17 protein-coding genes and 3 pseudogenes are annotated in these 21,335 nt (G+C 60.5%); 11 read left to right on the top strand and 9 right to left on the bottom strand.

What is annotated here, in order from left to right; translation table 11 throughout:
* The first annotated feature begins 107 nt into the window (after window positions 1-107).
* From EEB13_RS32400 to EEB13_RS03505, 3 genes are all read left to right on the top strand, one after another.
* Entirely contained in the window at window positions 108-251 is a 144-nt protein-coding gene (locus tag EEB13_RS32400; protein WP_410055741.1) for a hypothetical protein, read from the top strand.
* Entirely contained in the window at window positions 223-570 is a 348-nt protein-coding gene (locus EEB13_RS32395; protein ID WP_410055754.1) for a transposase, read from the top strand. Before EEB13_RS32400 ends, EEB13_RS32395 begins: the two co-directional genes overlap by 29 nt.
* 865 nt (window positions 571-1,435) lie before the next feature.
* Window positions 1,436-2,580 (top strand): IS3 family transposase gene (locus EEB13_RS03505; RefSeq protein ID WP_141484629.1). Its coding sequence is split into 2 segments (ribosomal slippage): window positions 1,436-1,706 and window positions 1,706-2,580, totalling 1,146 coding nucleotides; the frame shifts between segments, so codons are not numbered across the junction.
* Between the two features lie 199 nt (window positions 2,581-2,779).
* Here the strand turns inward: EEB13_RS03505 and EEB13_RS03500 are convergent.
* Window positions 2,780-3,688, bottom strand: a pseudogene (locus tag EEB13_RS03500) (phosphatidylserine/phosphatidylglycerophosphate/cardiolipin synthase family protein).
* A 337-nt stretch (window positions 3,689-4,025) separates the two neighbouring features.
* On the opposite strand from EEB13_RS03500, the gene EEB13_RS03495 reads away from it, so the two are divergent.
* The 6 genes and pseudogenes from EEB13_RS03495 to EEB13_RS32390 all read left to right on the top strand — a co-directional run bounded on the left by EEB13_RS03495 (window position 4,026) and on the right by EEB13_RS32390 (window position 11,224).
* Window positions 4,026-4,637, top strand: coding sequence for a TetR/AcrR family transcriptional regulator (locus tag EEB13_RS03495; RefSeq protein ID WP_141484628.1), 612 nt, complete (start codon window positions 4,026-4,028; stop codon window positions 4,635-4,637).
* Window positions 4,638-4,751: 114 nt separating this feature from the next.
* Window positions 4,752-6,218: a 3-oxoacid CoA-transferase gene (locus EEB13_RS03490; protein WP_141484627.1), complete on the top strand. Its 1,467-nt coding sequence runs from the start codon at window positions 4,752-4,754 to the stop codon at window positions 6,216-6,218.
* A 1,019-nt stretch (window positions 6,219-7,237) separates the two neighbouring features.
* Window positions 7,238-7,895: pseudogene (locus EEB13_RS03485) on the top strand (IS6 family transposase).
* A 608-nt stretch (window positions 7,896-8,503) separates the two neighbouring features.
* Window positions 8,504-9,975: pseudogene (locus EEB13_RS03480) on the top strand (MFS transporter); the annotation flags it as partial.
* Entirely contained in the window at window positions 9,976-10,608 is a 633-nt protein-coding gene (locus tag EEB13_RS03475) for a TetR/AcrR family transcriptional regulator (RefSeq protein WP_410055753.1), read from the top strand.
* On the top strand, window positions 10,589-11,224 hold the full coding sequence (locus EEB13_RS32390) for an IS110 family transposase (protein ID WP_141485528.1): 636 nt from the start codon (window positions 10,589-10,591) through the stop codon (window positions 11,222-11,224). Before EEB13_RS03475 ends, EEB13_RS32390 begins: the two co-directional genes overlap by 20 nt.
* 120 nt (window positions 11,225-11,344) lie before the next feature.
* Here EEB13_RS32390 and EEB13_RS03465 read toward each other — a convergent pair whose 3' ends face one another.
* Window positions 11,345-12,232 carry an SDR family NAD(P)-dependent oxidoreductase gene (locus EEB13_RS03465; RefSeq protein WP_141484624.1) on the bottom strand — a complete coding sequence of 296 codons (888 nt, stop codon included), beginning with the start codon at window positions 12,230-12,232 and terminating at the stop codon, window positions 11,345-11,347.
* Window positions 12,233-13,296: 1,064 nt separating this feature from the next.
* Here EEB13_RS03465 and EEB13_RS03460 point away from each other — a divergent pair.
* The gene (locus EEB13_RS03460; RefSeq protein WP_141484623.1) at window positions 13,297-14,154 is read left to right on the top strand and encodes an enoyl-CoA hydratase/isomerase family protein; all 858 of its coding nucleotides are present in this window, start codon (window positions 13,297-13,299) and stop codon (window positions 14,152-14,154) included.
* A gap of 175 nt (window positions 14,155-14,329) precedes the next feature.
* Window positions 14,330-15,049, top strand: coding sequence for a FadR/GntR family transcriptional regulator (locus EEB13_RS03455; RefSeq protein ID WP_141484622.1), 720 nt, complete (start codon window positions 14,330-14,332; stop codon window positions 15,047-15,049).
* A 100-nt stretch (window positions 15,050-15,149) separates the two neighbouring features.
* Here EEB13_RS03455 and EEB13_RS03450 read toward each other — a convergent pair whose 3' ends face one another.
* From EEB13_RS03450 to EEB13_RS03420, 7 genes are all read right to left on the bottom strand, one after another.
* Entirely contained in the window at window positions 15,150-15,695 is a 546-nt protein-coding gene (locus EEB13_RS03450) for a TetR/AcrR family transcriptional regulator (RefSeq protein WP_187328487.1), read from the bottom strand.
* A gap of 201 nt (window positions 15,696-15,896) precedes the next feature.
* A complete protein-coding gene (locus tag EEB13_RS03445; protein ID WP_141484620.1) occupies window positions 15,897-16,862 on the bottom strand; it encodes a PDR/VanB family oxidoreductase in 966 nt (321 codons plus the stop codon).
* Window positions 16,859-17,368, bottom strand: a complete 510-nt coding sequence (locus EEB13_RS03440; RefSeq protein ID WP_141484619.1) for a Rieske (2Fe-2S) protein — start codon at window positions 17,366-17,368, stop codon at window positions 16,859-16,861. The genes EEB13_RS03445 and EEB13_RS03440 overlap by 4 nt, the downstream gene beginning before the upstream one ends.
* Complete coding sequence (locus EEB13_RS03435; protein ID WP_141484618.1) at window positions 17,365-18,483, bottom strand: amidohydrolase family protein; 1,119 nt, start codon at window positions 18,481-18,483, stop codon at window positions 17,365-17,367. The genes EEB13_RS03440 and EEB13_RS03435 overlap by 4 nt, the downstream gene beginning before the upstream one ends.
* A 5-nt stretch (window positions 18,484-18,488) precedes the next feature.
* Window positions 18,489-19,625: an amidohydrolase family protein gene (locus EEB13_RS03430; RefSeq protein ID WP_141484617.1), complete on the bottom strand. Its 1,137-nt coding sequence runs from the start codon at window positions 19,623-19,625 to the stop codon at window positions 18,489-18,491.
* Window positions 19,626-19,713: 88 nt separating this feature from the next.
* Window positions 19,714-20,124: a Zn-ribbon domain-containing OB-fold protein gene (locus EEB13_RS03425; RefSeq protein ID WP_141484616.1), complete on the bottom strand. Its 411-nt coding sequence runs from the start codon at window positions 20,122-20,124 to the stop codon at window positions 19,714-19,716.
* Window positions 20,121-21,293 carry a thiolase family protein gene (locus tag EEB13_RS03420; RefSeq protein WP_141484615.1) on the bottom strand — a complete coding sequence of 391 codons (1,173 nt, stop codon included), beginning with the start codon at window positions 21,291-21,293 and terminating at the stop codon, window positions 20,121-20,123. The genes EEB13_RS03425 and EEB13_RS03420 overlap by 4 nt, the downstream gene beginning before the upstream one ends.
* Window positions 21,294-21,335: the final 42 nt, after the last annotated feature.

Raw genomic sequence — 21,335 nt, 5'->3', positions numbered from 1 at the left:
AAATCGGGGCACCCGGGACGTGTTCTTCCTGGTCTGCGACGGACTCAAAGGCCTACCGGAGGCCGCCCTAGAACGTCTGGCCGGCCACGACGGTACAAACGTGCGTCGTGCATTTGATCGGCAACACCTTTCGGCTCTCGGGACGTCAACACTGGGACGCACTCAAACACGATCTCAGACCGATCTTTCGCGGCACCGACCGAGGCTGCCGCTCACGCGGCGCTGGACGATCTCGCCGAGCACTGGGGTGAGAGTTATCCGGCGATCATCCGATTGTGGACCAACGCCTGGCAGGAATTCATCCCGTTCCTCGATTACGGCATCGAGATACGGCGAGTGCTGTGCTCCACCAACGCGATTGAGTCTCTCAATGCCCGGTATCGGAGGGCTGTGAAAGCTCGTGGCCATTTCCCTACCGAGGCGGCTGCGCTGAAGTGCCTCTATATGGTGACGCGTTCACTGGACCCGATAGGCAAGGGCCAGGCACGATGGATGGTGCGGTGGAAGCCTGCTCTGAACGCGTTTGCGATCACGTTCGCCGATCGTTGGCCGGGATCGGAAACATACTGATGGAAATCCGCCGAAACACCGTTAGCGAGATAGACCTAGCCGAAATCATCGTCGTCGCTGAGATGTTTCTCTGGCCAAGATGATTCGAAATTCAGACGCCAGATCGTGCGGCAGGAAGGTTTGTTCGTTGAACCGGAATCGCTTCGCGCGTCATTGGCACTGTGAGAGTCGATTCGATTGGTTTACAGAGTTGTCCTCTGTTTGCCTTATCGCGTTCGGTAGTGGAGTGAGCGTGATTCCGCGACTAAGTGCGGTCTGATTTGGTCTCCTGAGCGTGGGCGGATTGCGTTTAGAGACCTCGGGGTGTGGCTGATTTCTTCCGGCGTCGGGGGATCGACGCAAGTGGCATGGTTACGCCGGTTTGAGACGTTTTGGTGGTGAGCAATTACATGCTTGGGTTACATTTTCGGGCAGAATTGCATAATGGTGTCAACTGGTAGCGCGAGTGCTCGGTCTCGTGCTGCGCGTTCGATCTGCAGATTGAGCCAATCGGTGATCCACTCGATGGCGTTGCGTTCGGTGTTGTCGGCGATGAGCAAATTGTAGTTTTGGTGTGTGCCCGATGCGAAGAACGACATGGTATCGAGCCCTTCCCCGAGGATGGGATGCGAGTTCGGCAGTCCCTTATGTGTTGGCCGTCGTCAAGGAGTCTGCCAGACTGAGGTTCTGAGCTTTCTGTTACTACGCCCAGTATCTGGTGACGACGGTGGCCGGTTTGAGCGCCGCGAGCACGCTGGAGGCTGAGCTGAGACGTCGGTGGGTGTTGCGATGAGCGGCGCAATCTGTGTGTGGAGAGGGGGCTGCCCCCGGTTTGGTTGACATCTGACCTGTGAAGATCAGTCTTCACGGTGAAAGGATGTACATCATGCCGAAGCCGTTCCCCGAGGAATTCCGCCGCGACGTAGTCGCGGTCGCCCGCAAACACGAGGCCCCACTTTTCCAGATCGCGAAAGACTTCGGGGTCAGCGAGGCCACGCTGCACAACTGGCTCAAGAAAGCCGACATCGAAGACGGCAACCGACCAGGATCGACCAAGGAAGAATCCGCTGAATTGCGCGAACTCAAGAAGCGCAATCGACTGCTCGAGCAGGAGAACGAGGTACTGCGCCGGGCCGCGGCATATCTCAGTCAGGGCATTCTCCCAAAATGATGTTCCCGCTGGTCCGCGACCTCGCCGTAGATGGAGTTCCCGTCACGGTGACCTGCCGGGTGCTCGGTTTCTCGACACAAGCGTTCTACAAATGGCGCCAAGATCCTGTGACACAAAGGGATTGGGACGATGCACATCTGATCAACGCCGCCTACGACATTCACGCCGACGATCCGGCTTTCGGGTACCGATTCATCGCCGACGAATTACCTGGGCGAGGCATCAGCGCCGGCGAAAATCGGGTCGCCCGGCTGTGTTCGCAGCAACGGATCTGGTCGGTGTTCGCGAAGAAACGAGGACTGAACAGGAAATCGGGCCCACCGGTCCATGACGATCTCGTCGCCCGCAGGTTCACGGCACAGAAGCCGAACCAGTTGTGGCTCACGGACATCACCGAACACCGGACCGATACCGGAAAACTGTACTTGTGCGCGATCAAGGACGTGTATTCGAACAAGATCGTCGGCTATTCGATCGATTCGCGAATGAAAGCGTCACTGGCTGTCCGTGCACTGACCAATGCCGTCGCTCTCCGGGAGCCCGCCGGGACGATCGTACATTCCGACAGGGGCAGCCAATTTCGGTCGAGAAAGTTCGTGCATGCATTGTCCGACAACGGCTTACAAGGCTCCATGGGTCGGGTCGGGGCATGTGGTGACAATGCGGCCATGGAATCTTTCTTCTCACTGCTGCAGAAGAACGTCCTCGACCGACAACGGTGGTCGACTCGGGAACAGCTACGGCTGGCGATCGTGACCTGGATCGAGAAAACCTACCATCGCAAACGCCGGCAACGACGCCTCGGAAAGCTCACCCCGATCGAGTTTGAGACAATCACCCAGGCCGCATCCGCGGCCTGAAACGAGCAACCCCACAAGTCAACCGAAGTGGGGGCAGTCCCGAGTGCCAGCAGTAGTCGAGGGGAGGCGATCTCGTGTGAGGTGGCCAGCAGTGTGGACATTCTATGTTGGTCGCGGTGTAGGCGATCGTCTTCAATGTCAGGAAATAGTAGCGCGATCGGTCGATACTCATTGTAAGACAGTGGCATTGGCTGGTAGATCAAAGGTCCCAGAAGTCGAGTAGTGCTGTTCGCAGGCTAGGGGAGCGGACGTAGTGGTCGGTTCGCAGTCTCGACCCTGGGTGTCCGAGTTCGGTGAGTCGACTCTCGGAATCTGTGAGGGGGAGCGGAGACAGATCGGCTCGGATACGGAGGAAGTGTAAGACTGCTCCGCCTGCGTGCGGGATTCGGATTGGTTCGGAGACTACAACTGCCGGCGGGTAAATCCACTCGTTGTCGACAGAGGCGAAGACGATCACGTCGCCGCGCTTGATGCGGCTGGGTTTGTCGATGCGCAGCGATTCAAGTTGGTACTTTGCCGTCGGTCCGGCTGTGGTTCGCTTCCGTGGTTGCTGCTCGTCCATTATGTGTTGTTAGGTGGGGCTGGGCTGGTAGTCGACGACGTGTTTGATGAACATCCGGGTGAGCGGTGAGGGCAGAAAATCGGCTTCGAGGTCGTAAACGCGACCGCTGATACCGGGGATTGGTACGGCGCGGCCGATTTCCCATTCCCGGGTGGCGTTGTCGATGAATACTTGATCGACTTCGGTGATCTCGTCGATGTTGTCGATGAACGTCCGGACCTGGGAGAGGATCTTGGGATCGTCGGTGATGATGACGGCATCCTGGGCGAGTATGGAGTTCACGGACGCATTCGCCGAGCCGATCACCGCTAGTCGGTTCGTGGCGATTACGTTGGCATGAAGGGTTGGCGATGACAGGACCCGTACATCCCTGTCGAGGTAGTACGCGAGAATGGCAGGGGAGGTGGCATGTGCGCGAAGTGCCGCTTTGGAAGCGTTGACGATCAGGACGTCCCCGGCGCGGAGCGGAAGTAGTTCAGGTGCTTCCAGGTCGAGGTAGGCGATCGCGGCCAGGCGTGCACTTCGTGTGCGGATTGCGCGGGTGATGTGCGGTCACGGGTTCGGGCCGTGGAAGGTTGTCCCCATACTGGAACGGTAACGCGAGAGTCAGGGGAACTAGGTCGTTGGCTGTGTCCGTTGGGTCGGTTCGGGTGTGTTCTGCATTGCGCTTCCGTGCAGATTCCAGTTCACGTTCTGCGACATGTTCGGTGATATCAAAGGAAATCGAAGACATACGGGTCGCGCACCAACTGCGTGCTGAGAGCGATCGCAGTTTCCGGCCGAAAGATGATCCTGGAAATTTGAGAGCGGCGCACCGCTTCGGCGACACAACCAGTGTGAACGCGGCCAATAAGGACATTGGTGTAGCCGATAGCATTGCCTTATGGAAGGCGACTCGAGTTCGAACAGCCGCACACGCGAAATAGGGGTCCGAAAAGGAGAAATTCGAGATGCAGCGCTGACGCTCTTTTCTGATCGCGGCTACTACGGGACCGGAATGGAGCACATTGCCTCCGCCGTAGGGTTGGCGCCGTCCAGCCTATATAACCATTGGAAGTCCAAGCAGGATCTGTTGCAGGACATAATGGAAGCCACGTTGCAAGAACTGCTCGCCGCATTCGATGTGGCGACCAGGGACGCGCAGACGCCTGCAGACGCGCTCAGGGCTGCAATGGATGCTCACGTGCGTTATCACGCAACTCACAACCGTGATGCCCGCGTGGGCAATCGAGAGATTTCGAGTCTCGCCAGTGATGCGAGGGAGCGGGTCAGGGCAACGCGCCGCGAATATGCTGCGTCCTGGCGCCAGTTGATTGCTCAAGGAGTTTCCGACGGGCAATTCGATGATGTTTCGCCGGAACTCGCAGCTAATGCTTTGCTGGAGATGGGAATTGGGGTATCGCAGTGGTTTAAGTCGACCGGTTCACTGCCCCTTGATCGGATCGCTAGCGAGTATGCGGAGATGGCGCTTAGGTTGGTCGGATACCGAACTTGACCTGATGTGTGACCCCAGTTACTGTACGAATGAGCATTCGCACGAATGGGTATTCGTGTGGCAGTGGTTGGGCAGGTCTGAAGCCTGCGTTACTCAACGGAGGGCACTGGACACGTGGACAAGGTTGTCGAGAGTATCTCTCAGGCTGTGGCGGACATTGCAGATGGCGCTCGTCTTTCGGTAGGTGGCTTCGGTCTGTGCGGCATTCCGAGTGCACTCATCGAAGGACTGCTGGCAGCAGGTACCCGCGATCTGACAGTGGTATCCAACAATGCCGGGGTCGACGACTGGGGACTCGGGTTGCTGCTGAGGGAAGGCCGCATCCGCCGAATGATCGCCTCTTACGTCGGCGAGAACAAGGAGTTTGAGCGGCAATACCTCCAGGGAGAGCTGGAGGTGGAACTCGTCCCTCAAGGCACCCTGGCCGAGAAGATGAGAGCGGGCGGTGCCGGAATCGCAGCATTCTTCACTCCCACAGGGCAGGGTTCATGGGTGAGCCAAGGCGGCCTGCCCTGGCTCTACGACGCGAAGGGTGTCGTAGTCCTGAAATCTCCTCCAAAAGAGACTCGTATCTACGCTTTTCGAGGCAGCGAACGTGAGTACGTCCTCGAGGACTCCATCACCACGGATTTCGGTCTGGTCCGCGCCTGGAAGGGCGATAGACATGGCAATCTCGTTTTCCGTCAGAGCGCACAGAATTTCAATCCGCCGGTGGCGATGTGTGCCGACACCGTTATCGCAGAGGTCGAGGAGCTTGTCGAGCCCGGTGACATAGACCCCAACGAGGTTCATCTGCCCGGGATCTACGTCCATCGGGTTGTCCTGCTGACGCCAGCTCAAGTATCGGACAAGCGAATCGAGGTGCGTACGATTCACTCCCCAATCGACGATATCGCTTCAGTTGATCTCAGCGCGGCTGTCACCCTCGAGCAGGTGGGGTTGAGCCGGCAACAAATGGCCGCCCGAGCAGCCCGAGAGCTCAGCGACGGCGACTACGTCAACCTGGGGATCGGACTGCCTACCTTGGTGCCTATGTACGTCCCCGACGACGTCGAACTCGTACTGCAGTCAGAGAATGGTGTCCTCGGCACTGGCCGGTACCCCCTGGAGACCGAGGTCGACGCTGATCTGGTCAACGCGGGAAAGGCCACTGTGACATTGCGATCCGGAGCAAGCCTGTTCGACTCGACCACTAGTTTCGCAATGATCCGAGGTGGAAAGATCGACATCGCGATCCTGGGTGCGATGCAGGTCAATGCCCGCGGAGACATCGCCAACTGGATCATCCCCGGAAAGATGGTCAAAGGCATGGGCGGTGCCATGGACCTGGTACACGGAGCCAAGAAATTGGTAGTTTTGATGGACCACACGGCGAAAGACGGAAGCCCCAAGGTTGTCGATGAGATTACGTTGCCCCTCACTGGCACAGGTGTCGTGGACCGCATCATCACCAGCCTCTGCGTCTTCGACGTCACCGACCGTGGACTGATATTAGTTGAACTCGCCCCGGGTGTAACGCTGGATCTGGTCAGGTCCCACACGAGCGCCCCATTCGAGATTGCCGACAACCTCACTGGCTAGTCTCGCCGCGCCACCTCCGTGGAACAATCGGTGACGCAGACATGTGCCTACTATCGATGCAGTGGGCATCATGCCGTCAACCGCTCCGTATTCGAGCGCGGTTCTGCATCCTGCCCACCTGCCGACCTCGGATGCACCGACTGCCGATTGTTCCGACATGTCGAATGCCCGCCCAGACAATGCGGTCATTCAGGAACGATTGGCGCACTTTACATATCGCGCCCACCTATTGGTACCGCGCTCGAGTGTCGAGGTGAGGAGAGTCCGTCGACACTACACTCGACCTACAGATGTCATGTGCCGTATACCGTTCGGGACTGTCCCGGTTTGGTTGCCTCTTGACCTGCCCAGGTTTCGTTACCCTGGCCATGTGAAGATCAAGCCGGAACGGATGGGTTCTCGAAACTTAACTCGTAATCGATCGGCGACACGTAATCGATCCGCGAATGCTTGCCGGTTGTAGAAGATCTCAATGTAGTCGAAGTCGGCAACCGGCCAGGAACGACCGAAGAATCCGCTGAGCTGCGCGAACTCAAGAAGCGCAACCGATTTCTCGAGCAAGAAAACGAGATCTTGCGTCGGGCCGCGGCATATCTCAGTCGGGGAATTCTCCCAAAATGATGTTCCCCCGCAAGTTCCCGGTCCCGCTGACAACCGTCCGAGTTCGAACTGTCGCCGGCGCGACGGAACGTCGAAGGCTACGTGCTGGAAGAAGAGATCGCGTCGTTGGTGGAAGAGTTTTCGATGGTGCCAGATCCGGCGGGGAATGTGACGTTGTGAGGCGTCACGATCGGTGACGCATTCATCGGAGACACCGCTCCCTTGGCAGCAGTGGCAGTCGATTTGACGGATTCGCTGGACACCAGGGAACGCGCTGCCGGGCGACGCGTGTTGGAGAAGTTGCTTCATTGCTGACAGACGCCTCGAGGCGTTGTCACGTTATTGAACGCGGCAAAGTGGGAGAGTATGGCGTGACCACCTCAATGAGGTCGTACAAAGGCGACCGCTAACCGGTCAAGATCATCAATCACTGTGTGTGGTTGTACTTTCGGTTCCGCTCAGTTTCGTGAGGTTGAGGAACTTATGCTCGAACGCGGTGTCGTGGTCAGCTACGAGACGATCCGGCTGTGGTGTGCCAAGTTCGGGCAGGCCTACGCCAACCAGCTGTGCCGACGGAGGTCCCGGCCCGGTGACACATGGCACCTCGACGAGGTTTTCATCCGAATCAACGGCCGGCAACATTATCTGTGGCGCGCGGTCGACCAGCACGGCAACGTACTCGATGTGCTGGTCCAGTCCCGACGAAATAGCAACGCCGCCAAGCAATTCTTCGGTAAGCTACTCAAGGGCTTGCACTATGTGCCACGGGTGATCAACACCGACAAGCTCGCCGGCTGCCAGGTCGCCCACCGCGACATACTGGCCTCGGTCGAGCATCGCCGATCCAAATACTTGAACAACCGGGCCGAGAACTCGCATCAACCCACCAGGTAACGAGAACACGCGATGAAACGCTTCACATCGCCCGGGCACGCGCAACGCTTCCTGTCCGCCTTCGGCGCCATCTCACCGCATTTTCGGCCCAACGGGCACAAGCTCTCGGCGTCCCAATGGCGTACCGAGATGGCCGACCGCTTCGCGGTCTGGCAGGAAGTCACCGGGACTGTCGCCGACTGAAAGTGAACGGTCCGGCGGTGTTCCGTAGCGGGATACCCCAAACTAGATGTGCCGCTATGATTTTCAATCAACGTGACAGTACCTCGGAAACAACGTCACACGCCCGCCGAATCCTCGCCGGGCTGGCCGATGCTGAATTCACAGTCGAGATGTCACTATTGATCGAAATGTGTGCTGGTTGGTCTGCCCGCGCGAACTACGCGCGTCGGCACCGCGCTCTTCGGCTCCCGGCAGAAAATTGTCCCATCGGCGCACATGATCACGACGACTCCCCAGTCCGCCAGACGGTCATCCGTGTCGAGGCGTCGTGCCGCGCCGACAGCCGATCCGCACGTGCCAGATCCCGCAACCGCTTTGGGACATGGGATGTAGGACCGATCGGCGTTCACCGGTTTTCGAGATCGCGGAATGTCGTTTCCAGGAAAAACGGGTTCCACCCGTCGATGACCGCCCTGCCAATCCTTGGAAAGCGGTTGCGTTACAGCCGGTAGAGGCGTTGATCCACGAGGGACTGTCACACGACGCCGTTCCCGATATAGGCAACATTCTCATCCGAGGAGTGCTAAGTTCTCCACATGCGGAGTGGACGCTCCGGTTAGTGAGGGAATATGCCGACCGCGTCACGGCGGGTGCACTATCAGTTGACGTTTGCCGTTCTCACCGTGGGTGTCGGCGCCTTTGCCCTTCTGCAGTCACTGGTGATACCGGCCTTGCCGACGCTCAAGTCGGCACTGAGCACGACGCAAACGGATATCACATGGGTGTTGACGGCCTACCTGCTGTCGGCGTCGATCTCCACCCCGATCATGGGACGCCTCGGAGACATACACGGGAAGAAGCGTGCGTTCGTCGCTGCACTCGTCGCACTGGCGGCGGGGTCTCTGCTCGCAGCTCTCGCTACGTCGCTGTCGGTGATGATCGTGGCCCGGGTGATCCAGGGAATCGGTGGTGGTGTGCTGCCCTTGGCGTTCGGCATAATCCGAGACGAGTTCCCTGAGGAGAAGGTGACGGGAGCGGTCGGCATCATCGCCGCGCTCACCGCTGTTGGTGGAGGTCTCGGCATTGTTCTTGCTGGTCCTATCGTGGCCGTGCTGGGATTTCATTGGCTCTTCTGGATTCCACTGATCATGGTCGTGCTGGCGGGGTTGGCCGCGCAGATTCTGGTCCCGGAGTCCCGCGTTCGCACCGCCGGAAGAATCAACTGGTTCACGGCGCTGCTGCTGTCCGGGTGGCTCGTCGCGTTGTTGCTTGGTGTGAGTCAGGCGCCGACGTGGGGGTGGGGTTCTCCGATCGTCGTTGGGCTGCTGGTGGCTGCCGCGGTTATCGTGGTGACCTGGGTGGTCGTTGAATCGCGATCTGCCAACCCGTTGATTGACATGCAAATGATGCGGGTTCGAAGCGTCTGGGCTGCCAACCTGTTGGCTTTGCTGATGGGGGTCGGCACCTACGCCGCATTCGGTTTGCTACCGCAGTTTCTGCAGACCCCCTCGTCGGCCGGATACGGTTTTGGTGCTTCGGTCACTGAGTCAGGTCTGATGCTGCTGCCCATGAGTGTGGGAATGTTCCTGCTCGGCCTTGCTTCCAGCCGCCTGGCTGCTCGATTGGGTTCGAGAAATTTACTGATCGCAGGGTCGATAGTGGGTGCGAGCGGCTACTTAGTGGTGGCGTTTCAACATGAGACCAAGGTGGATACTTACGTCGCCATGTCATTGGTCGGGATCGGTTTCGGCTTGGCTTTCTCTGCGATGTCGAACGTGGTCGTCGCAGCAGTGCCGGTGGAACAAACCGGTGTCGCCAGCGGTATTAACGCGAATATCCGTACGATCGGAGGGGCGCTGGGCGCTGCCTTTATGACCACCGTCGTCACGGCCAGCGCATCTTCCTCGGGGATTCCGCAGGAATCCGGCTACACAAACGGATTCATCATGCTGGGCGCAGCAGTTGGCCTCGGCGCCGTTGCAGCCTTGTTCATCCCGGCAATGCGACGGGATAAGGCCACAAATCTCGAAGGATCGCCCGAGTTGCGACATCCGGAGCGCGCGAGGTCACTGGAGGCATACTAGTCCGAATGAGGTCCGACATGAGTGAACAGGAAGGTGGCAAGGTGCTGCGCCGCGACGCTGCGGAGAATCGGCAGCGGTTACTCGATGCGGCAGCAACCGTATTCAGTGCGCGTGGCCTGGATGTCGGTGTCGACGAGATCGCCCGGGTAGCCGGCGTCGGCGTCGGCACCCTCTACCGCCGGTTTCCGACCAAAAATGCCTTGGTCAGTGAGCTCGTTCGCCAGGTGCTCGAAGACTTCCTGGCCCTGGCCAAAGAGGCCCTTTTCGCGCCAGAGGGCGAGGGGCTGGAGCAAGCGCTCTACGGTACAGGTGCCATCATGGCGTCGAACCGAGGATGCATGTCTCGCATGTGGAACGACGATAAGACCGCCGCGTTGAGGGACGAGTATCGACGGATCATCTTCGAACTCTTGGCGCGAGCCAAGCAGCACGGACGCATCCGTGAGGATGCCACCGACGGCGACCTGGATCTCATCTTCTGGTCTGTGCGCGGCGTCGTCGGAACAACACGCGGCGTTACAGACACAGGCTGGCGTCGAATCATGGCAATCATGATCGCGGGGTTACGGCCCGGTGCGGACAAACTCGACGCGGTCCCGATGGACGCCCAACACGTTGCGCAAATCATGAATCATCTTCACCCCCGATAAGTCGCGGCAGTTTCAAGAGCGTAGCGAGCATGCTTCACTACCATCTTGTATTGATCGATGTCAGGCTCGCGGTGTCCGTTGTCCCGTCGCTTCAGATCAAGCCTTACAGACCGTTACAGTTCGGCCAGTTGCAGACGGCCGCCTCGACGCGTGCGTACTCGCGGGCACGTTATGTTCGGACGGTCATCGATGGCGGCCGCTGGGACAGGGTCAACAGGAAACTGAAGCGTTGCGGATGATGTGCCGAGTCCGCAAGGATCTCGTGGAGACGCGGATGCAGGTGATGAATCAGCTCCGGGCTAACCTCGAGCTGGCGTTCCCTGGGGCCCTCGGGTTGTTCAGTAGCCTCGACAGACCGATCAGGCTGGCCTTCTCGCGCCGGTTTCCGATCCCTGAGCCCTGGTTTGAGGCCGGGTACCCCTCAATTTCTGCGAGCATCCGTACTGACGAAGCTTCGTGCTACAGAACTCCCGTAAGACCGCAGATGTCTGGTAGTCGAGCCCTGCGGAGTGAGGCTTATCGAGCATCCTTAGAACGCGGCCATAGAATGCCGGTATCGAGACGCCGAACTCAGGGAAGATTTGGTCGTCGCTGCCACCGTACGGGCGCCACGTAATGGCGAAGTCCAGCATTGCACGATCGTGTATGTCCATCAGGGTCTCCGTGTATGTGGCACTGGAAGCGTCCTATTCGTCGCGGATGGCGTTGAAGTCCTTGGGACGCATGCCTATTCGATTTAGATCAAGGAGTTGGGCATTGCGGCACCGCGGCCGATGCCGGGAAGGCGGTCTGCGAGCTCCGCGTCAACGGCGGAAGCGATACCGTCGACTGTCCAGTCCGCACGCTCACCCGACGTGACTTCGACGCGCGGGGGCGAGAGAAGCCCTACGACGCGCCCGTTGAAGCGCAGGATCTGCCCGTGCAGCCCCGAAGACTGGTCACCGAGCAAGTAGACGGCGGCGGGTGCGATGACGTCAGGATCAGGATTGTTGTCGTTGGTCCGGTCACTGAGCGACCAGGCGTTGACCATCTCGGTCCGCGCGACCGGCGACAGCGCGTTGACTCGCACACCGGTCCCCTCAGTATCTACCGCCCACCCCCATGTGAGCGACGCGATCGCCCCCTTCGTCGCGCCGTAGGTGGAAAGGTGAGGAATGCCGAGCATGGCGCCGGACACGATGTTCACGATGGATCCGGATCCACGGGGGATCATCGCGCGCAGTGCATGAACGCCGCAGAACATCGTGCCGAGCACGTTGACCTCGACGATCCGGCGGATCGCGGTTTCGTTGTCCTCCCAGGCTGGTCCGGCATGGAGGACGCCGGCGTTGTTGACGAGGCCGTCGATCGCGCCGAACGATTCGACGCACGCCCCGATAACCCGCGCGGCGTCATCCCAGCTCGACACTGAACCTGCGACGGCGATCGCTGCGTCGCCGATCGATGTTGCGGTGGCTTGCGCAGCTTCAGCATCGATGTCGTTGACGAGCACTCGGGCACCGGCTGCACCGGCCGCGATTGCGTAAGCGCGACCCAGGCCCGTTCCAGCGCCTGTAACGACGATCGCACGACCCTGAAGCGAACCCGCCACGGATGGGGTGTTATTTGCGGATGGGGTGTTCATGGAAATCAGTATACTTACTTCAATTGATTCGTGATACGTATTTGAAGGGCTCGTGGGAAATGGGAGCGATGCAAGCACGGTTGCAATCGATGTGTCGGCCGTGCTGCATCACCCTGAACACTATTTGTTCAGCGTTTTTCCGATCCGGCCCTGTACTTGGACAGTGGAGTCCACAGGGTATTCGGTACTACTCGCGTGCACTTGCGGGCCGGGAAGATTTCTTGGGAGAAATGTCAACTCAGTACTCTCATTCTCTTTTTAGGCCGGCGAGCGCGGTATGGATCTCTGAGTAGTTCTTGGTCGCGGCCTGTCCCATCGTGACGGAGCGTTGCAGGTGGAAATTTCGGCTGCGGAGGCCCAGGTGAGTTCTGTTCGGCACTGTTCCTTGGTACTCCGATTCTTTCCGTCACTCAGCGCGCACCGCATCTCTCCAAACGCACCAGTTCGAGTGTTCCGGCCACCGATGCCGGTGTTCAGCCCAGAGAGCCCGATGGTGGTCACTGCGGCTGGCCGCCTACAAGTACCCCCGCAGGATCGAGGTATTCGCGGTGGGCGGCCGCAGCCTGACCAAGCCGCCAGCGTGATAGCCGAGGTGGTGGTTCATGCTTCCGTTCGCATGGAGTCTTCCAGCGCAATCACAGTCATCTAGCCGAGTGACCATCGACGCCCCGTCGATCAGGTCACTGGCAGTCTTCACGTGAGCGAGCATGGCGTCGATCGCCGACCAGACGAGGTGGATGAGAAGTGGGACAAGCAATACGGTGTGCTGAATCGCTTGTCACGCAAGGTATGGGAAGGTGTTCCCTCTTCGCCCCTGGCATTCGAGATCAGGGCGGTACTTCATCTCCCGCAGCCTCCTCGCCAGGGCGAGCCTGTAGTCATCGTGACCGCTGAGGTCCATTCAGCCAGCATGGATGTCGGGCGTCGCGCGGGCGGGTGCGTCTCGGCCCACCCGCCCGCGCGGCAGTCTGCAGGTACTCGGTCACGGTGCTTGGCTGTGTGTTGCGCATGACACGGTGAGTGGAGGTGCCTATACGCACCTCTAAAAGGGTATACTCAAGCGCATGACGAAATCGCGACGGTGGCAGGAAATTGACGTGACCCAGCCACTCGATGGACTCCGGTATGAAAAGGACGGGGAAATCGCCATCCTCACCCTCGACCGACCGGCCACCGGCAACGCTGTCCATCCAGGAATGCACGCTTCGTTGCGAGCCATCTGGGAGGACGTCCGCGTCGATCAATCGGTTCGTGCGGTGGTCGTCACGGGGGCGGGGGAGCGGCACTTCTGCACCGGGATGGACGTCGGCGGTGACGACGTGGCTGCAAGCTCCGTCGGAAACGGCCCGCTCGACCAGGAGGTGCTGTTGACTGCGCGGCAGAATCGAGTCTGGAAGCCTGTCGTCGCGGCGGTCAACGGCACCGCCGCGGGTGGGGGCCTGCACTTTGTCGTAGATGCCGACATTGTCGTTGCCGCTGACCACGCAACGTTCCTCGACACGCACGTCAACTTGGGGATCGTCGGTGGCCTGGAGAATATCGGGCTGGCCAAGCGCCTGCCGATCGGTACCGCACTGCGCATGAGCCTTCAGGGGCGCGACTTCCGGCTCAGCGCTGATCGCGCCTATCAGCTCGGGCTCGTTGACGAGCTCGTCACCGATGGCACGGCGTTGGGCGTCGCGATCGAGATCGCTCGTTCGATCGCCGGCAATTCACCGGTGGCAGTGTCGCGAACACAGGAAGCGATCTGGTCGTCGCTGGAAACCGGGTACGCACAGGCCTTGGCGTACGCATGGTCGCTGATACGCATTCAGTGGGGTCACCCTGACGCGCATGAGGGTCCCAGGGCGTTCGGGCAGCGCCGTACGCCGCAGTGGAATCCAGATCCGGACGCCACCGTTATTTCGCACAACCACCGTTAGCAAGGTGCAACGCGACGCGAGGACGCGTCGGGTTGCACCGGATAGGATCGGCCACCTTGTTGAGTAGTACTGTTTCGATTACATCAATTGAGTGTATGGAAATCGTGCCTCCGCGATGAACCCAGGCAACGGAAGGGCAAGTGGGCTCGACGTGAGCGAATTACATGGTGCGAGCATGCCTCGTAGCCCGCAGAGACTACCCAGCGGCGACGGCAGAAAACTCGCTGAGCAAGTCGCGTTGGAGATCGAAGCAGACACCATCGACGCGGGCTGGCCGGTCGGCGAAGTGCTCGGTTCCGAAACCGAACTCATCGAACGATACGGCGTCAGCCGCGCGGTCTTCCGCGAGGCGGTCCGCATCGTTGAGCATCACATGGTGGCACGCATGCGGCGCGGACCGGGAGGTGGGCTCGTCGTCACGGCGCCTGACCTCAACGCCGCACAGCGGTCGGTGGCCCTCTACCTCGATTACGCCAATGTTCACGCAGACGACATGTTCGAGGCACGCACGGCCATCGAGACGACAGCCGTGCGTGTTGCCACCGAGCGGCTCACCGAGGAGGGCGTTGTTCGTCTGCGCGAGATGCTGGCAGCCGAGATACGCCCTGACGCAGAAGTGCTGGAGAGCGGCCAGGCCCACGATCTGCACGTCACAATCGCAGCGTTGACCGGAAATCCCGCTCTGCACCTGTTCTCGCAGATCCTCATTAGCCTCACATTTCAACGTACCGGAACCAGGCCTCGCCAATACGACGCCAAAGCGGCGGCACACGAAGCGCATTGCGCACATGAGGCGATCGTGGAGGCGATGGTTCAGGGCGACACAGACCTTGCCGTGTATCGGATGCGCCGACACCTCCAAGCCGTAGCGACGTTCTTTCCCGAGCGGGACTAGCATCTGCGGGCCGCGCCGTCCGAACAACGAGGCCAGCTGATCTGGGTACCGGTTTACCCTGCCTGTCGCGCCACGGCGCGTCGCGCAACCGGTGCCCAGATCAGTTTCCGCGCAGCTCCTCGAGCCAGACCCGGGCTAGTTCGTCCATGACCTCGTCCCGGTCAGTGAACACGTCACGGATCACAACGAGATGCATCGTATAGAGCAGCTGGCTGAACAGGATCTCGATTCGGGCGCGGCGTGGCCGTCTGCCGTCCGGCCTCGCCTGGCCGATAGCATCGATGACGACTGCGACCGCCCCTTGCATTTCGGCCTGCAGCATGTCGTGCAGGGCCGGCTCGGACAGCGCCTCCATCGATATCGACCACTCCACTCGCCGGCGATCGAAGACATCCGCGAAGTCGTCGACCCACTGCCGGACCTGCTCATGCGTCGGTTCGACCAGATCGGCCACCCGCACGAACAACGCATGGGTTTCGGGGTGCAGCCGGTGCCGAATGGCGAGGACCAACTCGTTACGACCTCGAAAGTAGGTGTACAGAGTGGTACGGCTGCGCCCCGCGTGATCAGCCACATCCTCCATACGGGCCGATCGAAAACCGTCGCGCCCGAACACTGTGATCGCGGAATCAATTAGTACATCCATTGTTCGACGTCGGTTGGCGTCCGGAGGCAAGCGAGGAATCGGCGAATCCGACTCCCGCGTATTTGACGCCCGCGCAGGGTATCCTTCCTCCCGATTGTCGCTGGTTTTCCTAGTCGTATTGTCCCGCATACTCATGAGGTTGACACCTTGTCTGGACATCTGTAAAGCCGGGGGTGCGGTCGAGCTCTCCGATTATTCCCGCTAGAGGTCGAGCACCAGGCGCTTTGACAGTGCTCGAGAACAGCACACCATCATTACCTCACCGGAAGCCCGCTCTTCCTCGGTGAGGAAGGAGTCGCGATGGTCCGGCTCGCCCTCGAGCACGACGGTTTCGCACGTTCCGCAGGTTCCCTCCCGACACGCGTTGGGTACGTACACCCCGGCGGCCTCCAGCGTATCGAGAATCGACGCCTCGGCAGGGATCTCGAGGACCATTCCCGACTCGTCGAGCTCGACCTCGAATGCCGTCGAAGGGCCATCCAACGCCCCTTGACGAGGCCGGAATCGCTCAAGGTGCAGGGTGCCTGCCGGCCATGCCCGGCATCGGTCTTCCACCGCTGCGAGAAGCGGTTCGGGGCCGCATGAATAAATCGCCACCCCGGATCGGGGCTCGGCGAGCAGGGTGTCGAGATCTATGAGTCCATGAGTGTCCTGCGGCCAGAACTTCACCCGCTCACCGTGCTCGGCGAGCAGGTCGGTGAACGCCATCGACGCCTTGCTGCGTCCGCCGTAGACCAACCGCCAGTTCAAGTTGTCCGCTATGCACCGGGCGATCATCGGCAAAATTGGTGTGATGCCGATCCCGCCTGCGATGAACAGGTATTCGTCAACTGCTTGTAGGGAGAAGTTGTTTCGCGGGCCTCGGCACCGGAGCACGTCGCCGACCTGCAACTTTTCATGGACCCAGGCAGAGCCCCCACGGCTCTCCGGCTCGCGAAGGACACTGACCTGCCACCGGGACGGATCACTCAGGTTGCCGCACAGTGAATACTGGCGTTCAAGATCGGGACCCAAGAACAGATCGATGTGTGCACCGGGTTCCCAACTCGGCAACTTTTCGTCGCCAACGGGCGAGAGCAAGAGGGACACGACGCCGACTGCCTCGGGCACGATGCCCGAGATGACTACTTCACGGACGTCATCGCCCGATCGGTTAGCTCCGCTCATGAAGACCGTTCCTCCTCTGCCGGTGCACTCACCGGCTGTCGCCGACCACCTGGGCGTCGCCTGCTCGTGTCGACCACCACCACGTCATCCTTGACGGTGACCGCATATCCTTCCATGACGTACGGGCCGGCCTGCAGTCCGCCGTCCGGATCGGTGACGGCATCCGGTGATCCTGGCACGACCTCGACCTCATACTTACGGACACGCGAGTTCTTCGGGTCATACCAGGACTGGCCTGTGCGGATATCGAATTCCCACTGATGCCACGGACAGCGCACCGTGCGCCCGCGTTCGTACTCGATCGTTCCACCGGGGACCTTGGCGGACGAGACACCGAACACGGTGCCGTAGGAGCACAGCGGAGCGCCCGCGTGCGGGCACTGGTCGAGAAGAGCGAAGAACTCTCCGTCGATGTTGAAGATCCCGACTTGTCTACCTTCCAGCTCGACGACCTTCCGTTCGTTGAGGGGGATCTCGGAGACGGACGCCACTACGTATTTCGTCATGCAGGATTCACCTCCAGCCCGAAGACACGCTGCCCGTTACCGCGCATGATCTTGGCTAAAAGGTCGGCGGGAAATCGCCGAGGGAATGCTGCTGCGGCTGAGTCGAAGTCGAAGTGGGGGTAGTCCGAAGCAAACAGAACGTTGCCAACGCCGAACTCTTCGATCATCTCTACCAGGTGCTCAGGGTTGTCGGGCTCGTCGATGGGTTGGGTGGACGCCCAGATATGGTCTGCAATGTACTCCGACGGCTTGCGCTGCAGGTCGGGAACCTCGCTGCGCAATGTCTCCCAGTGGTAGTCCATCCGCTGCATCAAAGGCGCGAAGTGGGCCACGTTCCCCTCGACAAACACGAACTTCAGGTCCGGAAAACGGTCGAAAGTACCCTCGAAGATCAGGCTGCACAACTGGGATTGGAAGCTCTGTGTGTGGCCAGTGTGGTACTCGACCTGGTACGAGGTCCAGCCTGTACCGGTGTTGGCATGTCCTCCGCCTTGGGAGAGGTGTACCTGGATCGGTAGCCCGTGGTCCACCGCCGCCTGGTAGATCGGCCAATAGTGCCGGTTACCTAGCGGCCGCAGCGTCTTGCTCAGCATCAGAATTGAAACCACGCCAGGGTCGCTACCGATCCGGTTGATCTCAACTGCGGCCAGGTCCGGCGACTCGAACGGGATCGGAATCGCCGCACGCAGCCGGGGTTCCGGATACACCAGGTGCTCTAGCTGCCAGTCGTTAGTCGCTTGGCACATCGCGGCGGACAAATCCTGGTTGAGCAACTGCATCGGCACACCGAGGCACTGCAATACGCCCAGCTGGACATCGAACGTGTCCAGCACCTGCTTCTGGATAAGCCCGAGGTCGGAGCCGGGCAAACCCTTGTCCGGCCAGGCGTCGGCGCGCATCGAGCCCCCGTACAACGGAGGGTATTCGCCTGTCCCAGTCCGCCCGACGTGCGTGCGGGTCCCGTACTCAGCGAGGTGCTTCCGCCATTTGCTGGACAAATAGGCGTCCAGCGCGCCCTCCGGTGGCGACGGGTGAATGTCGACATCGATGATTCCGGTTGTCACGACCGGCTTACCCAAGGGTTGGGCGACGATCCCGTTGTCGAGAATGGTCATGATGGTTACTCTCCCTTGTTGGTGTCGGACTCGACTGTGAGTCGATACAGATCAGCCGAATTGAGCCGAGAGATGCGTTCGACGAGTGCCGGATCGGAGGTGCCGTTGACAAAGTCACGGGGAGCGGAACTGTGCTGATGTGGATAGTCGCTTGAATATACGAGCATCTGGTCGCTACCCATCCGATCGACCGCGACGTCGAGCCTGCCGGGCTGCTCCGCTCCATCGGACGGAGCTATTGTGAAACGGACATGCTCGCGGATTATCTCAGATGGTGGGCGGTCGATCCAGGGGGTTTCGGTGCGGAAACTCTTCCACAATTTATCGAACTTCCACAGGTAAGGCGCCACCCAGTTGAACCCCAGTTCGCTGACAACGACCTTTGTCCGCGGGAACTTCTGGAAGACGCCCTCCGCGACCAACGAACTGAGTTGCGCCTCGACGTTGGACTGCTGTCCCACGTACCACTCGAGGTAGGTGGACGGCCACCCAGCCGAGGTCGGCGCCTGTCGAAAGACCCCACCGATGTGGATCGCGACGGGCAGGCCGGCGTGCTCCGCGGCCTCCCAGATAGGCCAGTTGATCTGACGGCCATAGAGGAGTTCGGACTGGCCGAGTAGCAGCACCTGGACGAACCGGTCGTCCTTGGCGCGGTGCACGATCTCCTCAGCTGCGAGTTCGGGAGTGCCCTGTGGCACGACAATCGACGACCTCAGGCGGGCATCGTGGTCCAACCACTCCTTCGCGATCCAGTCGTTGAGCGCACGCGCGTGGGCCTGTTCACGTCGGGGCTGCTGGATCTGCTGGACGCCGTAGAGGCAGTTGAGCACGGCGAAATCAGCGAATCCGTCGCTGAATACATCCGCGACGAGGTCGGCCGCAGTGGTGGCCGCGCGGCCGTCGGAAGCCACCCGCGCGTGTTTGCGCTGCGCGATAGGCGACCCGGGCGGGTGATAGTTCGGCTCGTAAGACGGGGCGAGCTGTGCGACCAGCTGGTCGTGCCAGTAATCGTCCAGGTACGGAAGCAGAGATCTGGCAGAGGGAAGGACCGGATGCACATCACAGTCGACGACGGCTGCGCGGGTATGTCGGGTAGGTGATGACCGATCGATATCTTCGTTGGTAACAATGCTGGCAGCCATCTCGCAGTCAAGCCTTTCTGGAAGGGTCAATGAATGTGTCGGTCACAGACACGGCGCCGAACCTGCGACACCGTCGATGCGTGACCGGTCACGCATCCGGACGGAAGATCGGCACCATCTCTTCGCCCGATGCGACAAAGTCGATCACGAGGCGCTTTCCCTCGGCCATAGTGTATGGATCGACGTCTGCGACCTGGGCCCACCACCACGGACCCTCCGCCAGTTCACCGATGGCGACGACGACCAATTCGGGCGTCTCCTGAAGCGCGGCCCGCTGGTGGAGAACGATGTAGGAACGGACGACGGCACGTCCACTAGCCGCTTCCCATTTCAGCCCGGTCGACCCACAGGACAGACACAGTGTCTGCTGTGGACCGCCCACTGCACCACAGTCTGAGCAGAGGCAGATCGGGAACTCGCGCTTGGCGGTCGAGCTGAAGAAGTTCTCCGTGGCCGGGTCCCGGCACACCAGTCCGAGGTTGATCGTCGAGGTGGTCATGCCGCACCTGCCGTCAGAACGAGGGTCGTGTGATGGTCGAGCGAACCGCCATTATTCGATACCAGAACGACATCGTGGTTGACTGCCTGGCGGGCGCCTCCATGACCGCGAGCCTGGATGATTCCCTCGGACACGGGCGTCGCACCCTGGAGATAGAATGACGAGAGCTGGCCGCCGCCGGTGTTGAGCGGAAGTGACCCACCCGGGCCGAGAACGCCGCTGGCGACGAACTCTCCGCCTTCGCCTTTCCGACAGAATCCGTAGTCCTCGAGCGTGACGACAACTGTGTAGGTGTAGCAGTCGTAGAACTGGACGACGTCGACGTCGTCAATGGTGACGCCTGCCATCTTCAGAGCGGCCGGTCCGGACTTCACTGCCCCGGAGACCAAGCCGAAGTTCTCGTCGTGACGATCGAAGTACCCCGGGTTGCACTGCGCAAAGCCGGCTACCTTGACCGGCGGCTGCCGTAGATCCGCTGCGCGGTTCGCGCTGGTGACGATCACGGCGACGCCGCCGTTGCTGACCAGGCAACAGTCAAGCAGGTGGAACGGCTCGACGATCCACCGCGACTCCTGATGATCGGCAAGCGTGATCGGCTTCTTCATCTGCGCCTGCGGGTTGAGCAGCGCCCACTCACGCTGCGCAACCGCGACGTGCCCGAACTGTTCACTTGTCGTTCCGTAGGTCAACATGTGCCGGCGGGCATTCATCGCCATGAGCGGGTTGCCGCCGAGAATCCCCGCCGCTTCGGTGAGGCCACGCCAACCTGGCCTGGGGGGTCGGCCATCAGAGAAGGATGCGCCGAACGAGCGTCCTTTGTCCTGCAGGGGGGCATCGGCGAACACACACGCGATCGTGGTGGCCTGGCCGGTCTCGATGGCCATGCACGCGAGCTGGATCATGACAGCCATCGATGTGCCCCACGTCGAGATGCCTGCGATGAGGCTCAGGTCGCGCAAGTTGAGGTCCCGCTGCAGCTCGATGGACACGCCCCCAGCGACTCCGGACGCGACAAGCAGGCCGTCCAGATCGGACAGGCGCAAACCAGCGTCGGCGACCGCCAGGCGGACAGCCTGCTGCGCGAACTGATTGGGGCCCGGCCCGTACACCTTGCCGATCTCAGTCATCCCAAGGCCCACGATCGTCGGGTTCACGGATGTTCGAATCATCAGCTGTCCTTTTCCCTTAGCAGACAATCTGCCGCGGCCACA

This window comes from Rhodococcus sp. WS3 (assembly GCF_003797085.1).
GTDB classification, from domain to species: Bacteria; Actinomycetota; Actinomycetes; order Mycobacteriales; family Mycobacteriaceae; genus Rhodococcus_F; species Rhodococcus_F globerula.
The sequence above is the reverse complement of the archived record's forward strand: the minus strand, read 5'-3'. Positions and strand labels throughout refer to the sequence as shown.

What these genes read in the sequence shown, in the direction of transcription:
- EEB13_RS03430 (WP_141484617.1), bottom strand. Translation starts at nt 19,625, where the DNA reads ATGGCTGCCAGCATTGTTACCAACGAAGATATCGATCGGTCATCACCT.
- EEB13_RS03425 (WP_141484616.1), bottom strand. Translation starts at nt 20,124, where the DNA reads ATGACCACCTCGACGATCAACCTCGGACTGGTGTGCCGGGACCCGGCC.
- EEB13_RS03495 (WP_141484628.1), top strand. Translation starts at nt 4,026, where the DNA reads ATGGAAGGCGACTCGAGTTCGAACAGCCGCACACGCGAAATAGGGGTC.
- EEB13_RS03435 (WP_141484618.1), bottom strand. Translation starts at nt 18,483, where the DNA reads ATGACCATTCTCGACAACGGGATCGTCGCCCAACCCTTGGGTAAGCCG.
- EEB13_RS03440 (WP_141484619.1), bottom strand. Translation starts at nt 17,368, where the DNA reads ATGACGAAATACGTAGTGGCGTCCGTCTCCGAGATCCCCCTCAACGAA.
- EEB13_RS03445 (WP_141484620.1), bottom strand. Translation starts at nt 16,862, where the DNA reads ATGAGCGGAGCTAACCGATCGGGCGATGACGTCCGTGAAGTAGTCATC.
- EEB13_RS03465 (WP_141484624.1), bottom strand. Translation starts at nt 12,232, where the DNA reads ATGAACACCCCATCCGCAAATAACACCCCATCCGTGGCGGGTTCGCTT.
- EEB13_RS03460 (WP_141484623.1), top strand. Translation starts at nt 13,297, where the DNA reads ATGACGAAATCGCGACGGTGGCAGGAAATTGACGTGACCCAGCCACTC.
- EEB13_RS03455 (WP_141484622.1), top strand. Translation starts at nt 14,330, where the DNA reads ATGCCTCGTAGCCCGCAGAGACTACCCAGCGGCGACGGCAGAAAACTC.
- EEB13_RS03450 (WP_187328487.1), bottom strand. Translation starts at nt 15,695, where the DNA reads ATGGATGTACTAATTGATTCCGCGATCACAGTGTTCGGGCGCGACGGT.
- EEB13_RS03475 (WP_410055753.1), top strand. Translation starts at nt 9,976, where the DNA reads ATGAGTGAACAGGAAGGTGGCAAGGTGCTGCGCCGCGACGCTGCGGAG.
- EEB13_RS03420 (WP_141484615.1), bottom strand. Translation starts at nt 21,293, where the DNA reads ATGATTCGAACATCCGTGAACCCGACGATCGTGGGCCTTGGGATGACT.